Source organism: Mycobacterium sp., assembly GCF_050701675.1.
Taxonomy (GTDB): Bacteria; Actinomycetota; Actinomycetes; order Mycobacteriales; family Mycobacteriaceae; genus Mycobacterium.
The window spans coordinates 1-5,879 of the sequence record NZ_JBOGDD010001244.1; the positions used below are offsets into that span (position 1 = coordinate 1).

The following is a 5,879-nucleotide window of genomic DNA, read 5'->3' on the forward strand; positions in this document are numbered from 1 at the left end:
GGGCTCGAGCAGGAGCTCGAGTTTGTCGCGCAGTTCTTGCACGCCGATCCCTGATCCCATGCCGCGGCGGCAGGCAAGCAGGGCCTTCGGCCAGTTCACGATCGCGGCACCGTACAGTTCCACTCCGTCGGTGGTGTAGAGCGCTGCGAACCGACCGTGCAGCTCAGGGTCTCCGATGAGGACATGGTCGGCGTTGCCTCCCACGCGACCGACGACCTGGATTTTCCAGTCGTGCTGGTCGCTCCAGACGTATTCAACCGGTGTGTACTCGCGGGGACTGTCCGGATGGGTGATGTTGTGGGCGACGCATGAGGCTTGCTCAACCGCGTTTGTCCAGTGCTCGATCCGGATGTCCGCACCGTGCTTCTGATGCCGCCAGCGCGCCACGTCGCCGACGCCATACACGTTCGGGGCGTCCACAGCCCTGCAGAACTCGTCCAGCACGACGCCGTTGTCCACCAGCAGTCCCGAGGAGGCCAGCCAGGCGTCGTTGGGAACCGCGCCGATCCCGATGAGAACGGTGGCGGCTTGTACTGTCTGGCCGTTGGTAAGCCTGACGCTGAAGGACCCGTGCTCGCCCTCAATGGCCTCGACTCCGGTGCCAAAGATCGTGGTGACGCCGTTGTTGCGGTGGAGTTCTCCAAACAGCTGTGCGATTTCGGCGTTGAAGATGCGGCTCATTGGTATGGGCATCGGGTCGATGACTGTCACTTCCAGACCGAGCGTACGTGCCGTCGCGGCTGCTTCGGCACCGATGAAACCGGCGCCGATCACTGCCAGTTCCCCGCCTTTGAGGAGGTCGGCGCGCAGTTTCCGGGCATCGTCCAGGGAACGGAGCACGTGGATCCCGGGCCGTTGGCCCCAGGGTGAGGGTCGGGCAGATGCGCCCGTGGCGATCACAAGGTTGTCGAAGTGTAGGGGTTCGTGGTCCTGGAGGTACAACAGGTTTCCGGCGACATCGATGCCTGTGGCGGCGTGCCCGAGCAGCAGCCGGATGCTGGCTTCCTCCGCCTGCTCGCGGGTAAGGAGGCGGATGGACGACTCCTCTGCTTTGCCGGAGAGGACGGATTTGGACAACGGCGGCTTGTCGTACGGGAGTTCCGTCTCAGCACCGACGAGGACGATGTCGCCTTCATACCCCTCCAGGCGCAGGGACTGGGCAGCACGCACGCCGCCGGTTGAGGAGCCGACGATAACTGTGGTCGTGTTCATCAGTCCTCCACTACTAGGGCGGACACCGGGCAGCTGCGGGCAGCCTCGGTGACACGGGAACGCTCGGCCTCGGGAACTTTGGTCCTGAGGAGAACAACGATTCCGTCGTCATCCAGATCAAAGTAGTCGGGTGCCCCAACGACGCAGTTGGCGTAGCCCTGGCAGGCTTGCAGATCTGCTTTTACGGTAGGCATTGTCAATCTCCTTGGCCTCTAGATGTTGTTTTTGTTCTGGGGCGGCTGCTCGTCCTCGGTGACAAGCGGCCCGAACGGATGCCCGATCATGGCCGAGAAGGTTGCCGGCGCCTGCCAGGTGAGGGCTTCCAGCTCCAGGGGGCACAGGGACACCCACTGGCCGGAGCGCGGGGACTTGATCATCAGCCGCGAGCCGTTCCGCGTCTCGACGCGGCTTACCTGGACTTCGGAGAATTCGTTGGCGATCACGATCGGAGCGCCGTTGACCCGTGCTTCCAGCCGGTCGCGCTCCTCCGCCGCTCGAATGGCGGCAAGGCGGTCCTCCTCTTCGCCTTCCCATTCGAGTTTCATAGGAATATGGCCAGATTCTGCATCCGGATGACCGCCTCGTCGACCATGATGGTGCGGCGGGCGAGCTGCCAGCCGGAGCCGGTGCGGCGCAGCAGATCCTCCCTGCCTGCCGACACGGTCGCGGCCTCGCGGACGTCGCCCCGGCTGCGGAACAGCAGGACCGCCGAATCCACGATGATCTCATCCGGGTTACCGGTACGGAACGTCCGGACGTTGGTGACGTAGTGGCGCAGCCGCGACGGAGGGTCTTCGGTCCAGGCGTGTTCCGTGGCGAAGCGCGCCGCCCTGCGGCTCAGCGAGTACTTGTTTTCATCCATGTGCGCCATCCCGGGAGACGTGCTGTAACCGGCCCCGAGGGCAGTGGTCACCCTCACCGGCATGAGATAGTGCACGTCGTCCGTGAGGCGGCTCAGCCACTCGTCGTACTCCTGTGCGTCGAGCAAATAGGATTCATCGACAAGCCACTTGTGGGCTTGCAGATGAAGTTCATCATTGAACGGCAGGGAGTCACCCGTCCTCTGAGTACGGGGGGCGTGCCCTCCCAGCACCGACTGCTCCGAGAGAGATTTGTTGCTGCGTTCGGTTACGGCTTCAATACCCACGGCTAGCCCTCCTTCGAAACGGTCATTGCCGGGGCGTGCCCGTTGTGCTCAGCGGGAGCCGGGAAAGAATCCGGGGTGTCAGACGGACAGTCCTGCACCGGATTGCTGCCGACGTGCACCTGGGCCGCTTTTTCCATCGGTCGTTCAAGATGGTTGGCCCATCGCAGGAGCAGTTCACGCTGGTTGTATTCGCTGTATCCGACGCGGGTCGAGCCGGGGCCGGAGTACTGCTCGGGGGTCAGGGGTTCGACGACGTTCTGTCCGTTTTCCAGCATGCCCATGCGGCTGTTCAGCAGCAGGCGCCGTGCCATCGGGCCGCCGGCGGTGCTGGTCAAGGAAACCCAGTTTTCCACGTCGTCCTGCTCGAACATGCCGCCGCTGCCAAAGCACATGAGATAGGCCTTGTAGGAAAGTGCCTTAAACTCTTCGGGCGCGTTCTTGTCGACGGCGAACCACGATACGATCTCGGTCTCGTCTTCACTGATTGGCTGCCACTGCCGGATGGAGATGAACGGGAGCACTTCATCGGAGTCTTCTTCGACCCGTGGCCAGTTGTGCACGAAGCTCATGTTCGGGAACACCGACGCCGCCGACACCATGAACCCGTCCTTGCCCACGACGTCGAGCTGCTCCTGGCTCCACTGCTCTTTCATGCGGGCGATCATCTCGTCCGGGTAGCCCACGTAGCGGAGGCGGTCCTCCAGGCTTCCTTCGGGAAGCTTGTAGGTAGTTCCGCCGCCGTTGCCGGCCCAATAGGTTGTCCCGTCCTTGCGCTTTTCCGCCTTTGGTTCGCGGAACAAACCAATTTCGACGACGGAGGTGTGGGTCTGGGGGGTGTGATACATGTCGCCGGCGAAGTTTTCGGCTCCGATTTTCCAGTTGGCCTTGACCCGCCACCGCTGCGGCCCGCGCAGTTCAATCCCGCCGGAGCTTTGCTTCGTGTAGTAGTCCATGTAGAACTTGAAGTCACCCAGGAAGTCCTCCAACGGCTCTGCGTCAGGATCCAGGCTGACGAAGATAAGGCCGTTGTAGATGCCCAGGGAAGGAGCAGGCAGCAACGTCTGCCCCTGCTTCTTGAAGCCCTCTTCGCCGCCGTATGCCTCTTTGTGGAAGGGCAGTCCGACTATGCGGCCGTCGTTACGGTAGGACCACCCGTGGTACGGGCAACGGAAGTGGGAAGCGTTTCCCATCTCCGTGCGGCAGACCTGCATGCCGCGGTGAAGGCACATGTTGAACAGTGCCCGGATTTCTCCATGTTCATCACGGGAAATGATGAATGAGTCTTCCAGGACGCGGCGCACCACGTAGTCGCCAGCTTCGGGCACCTCGGATTCGTGGGCGACGAAAAGCCAGCTGCGACCAAAGACCCGCTCCTTTTCAAGCTCGAAGATCTCTTTGTCGTTGTAAATGTGTGCAGGGATCATGCCCTGCCGTACATCCTGAATCACGCCGCTGTGGTCAGTCATTGATGGATCTCCTTGTCCGGGCCGGCAAGACGCCAGTCATCTCTGGTAATCAGAGATAGTTTCTTTTAGAAAGAGAATGACTTAAAGTGTGGCGTTCGTCAAGCCCCCGACGAGACTCATCTAAAGTGCTCGCGAAAGAGGAATAGTCAAATCCTGTGGATCGGGGGTCGTCAGGCGACCTCGGACACCGGAGTGTCGGGCGAGGGTTCCGGGGTGATGTCGACCGGCCGTTCGAGGAGCTTGCCCTTGTGGAACAGCGCGCCCGCTCGCACCAGTGCGACCAGCTGCGGTGCGTTGACCGCCCGCCACCGCGACTGCGCGGCCTCGATCAGCTTGTAGGCCATCGCCATCCCCGCCGCTCGTGAACCCGGACCCTTGGTCACCCTGGTCCGAAGCCGCACCGTCGCAAAAGTCGATTCGATCGGATTCGTCGTACGCAGATGCACCCAATGCTCGGCCGGATACCGAAAGTACTCGAGCAACACATCGGCGTCATCGACGATCTTCTTCACTGCCTTCGGATATTTCGCACCGTAGTCCTGTTCGAACGCCGCGATCGCGATCTGCGCCTTGTCGATGTCCTCGGCTCCGATGATCTCCTTCATCGCCGCCAACGCGCCGGGATGCGCGGACTTCGGGAGTGCTGCAAGGACGTTGGATTGCTTGTGGAACCAGCAGCGTTGTTCGCGGGTGTCGGGGAACACTTCCCGCAGTGCCTTCCAGAATCCCAGCGCGCCGTCCCCGATCGCGAGCACCGGGGCCCGCATTCCGCGGCGGCGGCAGTCCCGCAGCAGATCGGCCCAGCATTCGGTGGATTCGCGGTAGCCGTCGGCCAGGGCGACGAGTTCCTTACGTCCGTCGGCCCGCACCCCCAGCATGACCAGCAGACAGAGTTTCTCCTGCTCGAGCCGCACCTTCAGGTGGATGCCGTCGACCCACAGGTAGACGTAGTCGACTTGCGAGAGATCCCGCTGTCCGAAGGCTTTCGCCTCGTCCTGCCACTGCGCGGTCAGCCGGGTGATCGAGGCCGGCGACAGGCCGGCACCGGAGCCGAGGAACTGCTCGAGGGCGGGCCCGAAGTCGCTGGTCGACAGGCCGTGCAGGTACAGCAGCGGCAACACCTCGGACACTTGGGTGGACCTGCGGGCCCAGGCCGGCAGGATCGCCGACGAGAACCTCTTACGCTGGCCTGTCTCGGGATCGATGCGCTTGTCGTTGACCCGTGGCGCCTTCACCGTCACCGCACCGGCGGCGGTCATCACGTCGCGTTCGGTGTGGTAGCCGTTGCGTACGACGAGGCGGTGGCCGTTGTCGTCGACTTCACCGGCGTGCCGGGCGATGTAATCGGCGACCTCGGCCTGCAGGGCTGCGGCGAGCATCTGCCGGGCACCGTCGCGAACGATCTCATCGAGCAGCGACCGGCCTGCACCGGCGGCGTCGCCGGCCTCGTTCGGGTCTCGGCCTTCGTGTACTACCGTGAGCACGGGCGTGCCTTCCCGCCAGCGCGCCAACGCTGGTCTTGATCAGAATCCTGTTTCGTCAAAGATCATCATCCGGGAAGGTGCGTCCTCCCGGGATCCACAGGTTCTGATCATTGCTCCTCGCGAAATGGGGTGCGTGCCTAATACGAAAGTAAGGTGGGTCAGGCTGCCTCCTGGTTACTTAAGGTGACGTTGTAGCCGAGTTCTTGGAGGCGGCGGATGGCGTTGTTCTTGGTGCGGGTGGGGTCCTTTTTGGTAAAGAAGTCGGATCCTGGGTCGTGGTAGCACTCGCCGTCCGCGAGCATGTGCCAGACGGCGGTGAGGATGGAGTGTTGGGTGGCGACGATGGCTTTCATCTTGCCGCGGCGCACAATGAGTCTCTTATAGCGTGCCCCGAGGTAGCTGTTCTTGGGGTTTCTGGAAATCGACAAGGCCGCGACGCCCAGAGCGCCCTTGAGATAGCGGTTCCCAGGTCGGGTCCTGGTGGACTTTGCCCGGCCGGCAGACTCGTTGGATCCTGGGCTTAGGCCCGCCCAGGATGCGAGTCGGCCCGGGCTCTGGAAGGAGCTCATG

7 protein-coding genes are annotated in these 5,879 nt (G+C 62.8%); all 7 read right to left on the minus strand.

Annotation, left to right across the window (positions count from 1 at the left end; translation table 11 throughout):
• A partial coding sequence (locus ACRDUX_RS38495) for an NAD(P)/FAD-dependent oxidoreductase (RefSeq protein ID WP_526422423.1) occupies positions 1–1,212 on the minus strand: 1,212 nt, incomplete at its 3' end.
• Positions 1,212–1,406 (minus strand): ferredoxin, encoded by a 195-nt coding sequence (locus tag ACRDUX_RS38500; protein ID WP_047040743.1) that lies wholly within the window; start codon positions 1,404–1,406, stop codon positions 1,212–1,214. The genes ACRDUX_RS38500 and ACRDUX_RS38495, both read right to left, overlap by 1 nt.
• 18 nt (positions 1,407–1,424) lie before the next feature.
• On the minus strand, positions 1,425–1,757 hold the full coding sequence (locus ACRDUX_RS38505) for a hypothetical protein (RefSeq protein WP_047040740.1): 333 nt from the start codon (positions 1,755–1,757) through the stop codon (positions 1,425–1,427).
• The gene (locus ACRDUX_RS38510) at positions 1,754–2,353 is read right to left on the minus strand and encodes a 3-phenylpropionate/cinnamic acid dioxygenase subunit beta (RefSeq protein WP_095795377.1); all 600 of its coding nucleotides are present in this window, start codon (positions 2,351–2,353) and stop codon (positions 1,754–1,756) included. The genes ACRDUX_RS38505 and ACRDUX_RS38510 overlap by 4 nt, the downstream gene beginning before the upstream one ends.
• Before the next feature lie 8 nt (positions 2,354–2,361).
• Positions 2,362–3,825: an aromatic ring-hydroxylating oxygenase subunit alpha gene (locus ACRDUX_RS38515; protein ID WP_047040736.1), complete on the minus strand. Its 1,464-nt coding sequence runs from the start codon at positions 3,823–3,825 to the stop codon at positions 2,362–2,364.
• A gap of 170 nt (positions 3,826–3,995) precedes the next feature.
• Positions 3,996–5,309 (minus strand): IS256 family transposase, encoded by a 1,314-nt coding sequence (locus ACRDUX_RS38520; RefSeq protein ID WP_047040733.1) that lies wholly within the window; start codon positions 5,307–5,309, stop codon positions 3,996–3,998.
• 158 nt (positions 5,310–5,467) lie between these two features.
• A partial coding sequence (locus ACRDUX_RS38525; protein WP_526422426.1) for a transposase occupies positions 5,468–5,879 on the minus strand: 412 nt, incomplete at its 5' end.

Bases quoted from the DNA above. Each gene is read 5' to 3' on its own strand.
- ACRDUX_RS38500 (WP_047040743.1), bottom strand. From the start codon at position 1,406: ATGCCTACCGTAAAAGCAGATCTGCAAGCCTGCCAGGGCTACGCCAAC.
- ACRDUX_RS38505 (WP_047040740.1), bottom strand. From the start codon at position 1,757: ATGAAACTCGAATGGGAAGGCGAAGAGGAGGACCGCCTTGCCGCCATT.
- ACRDUX_RS38515 (WP_047040736.1), bottom strand. From the start codon at position 3,825: ATGACTGACCACAGCGGCGTGATTCAGGATGTACGGCAGGGCATGATC.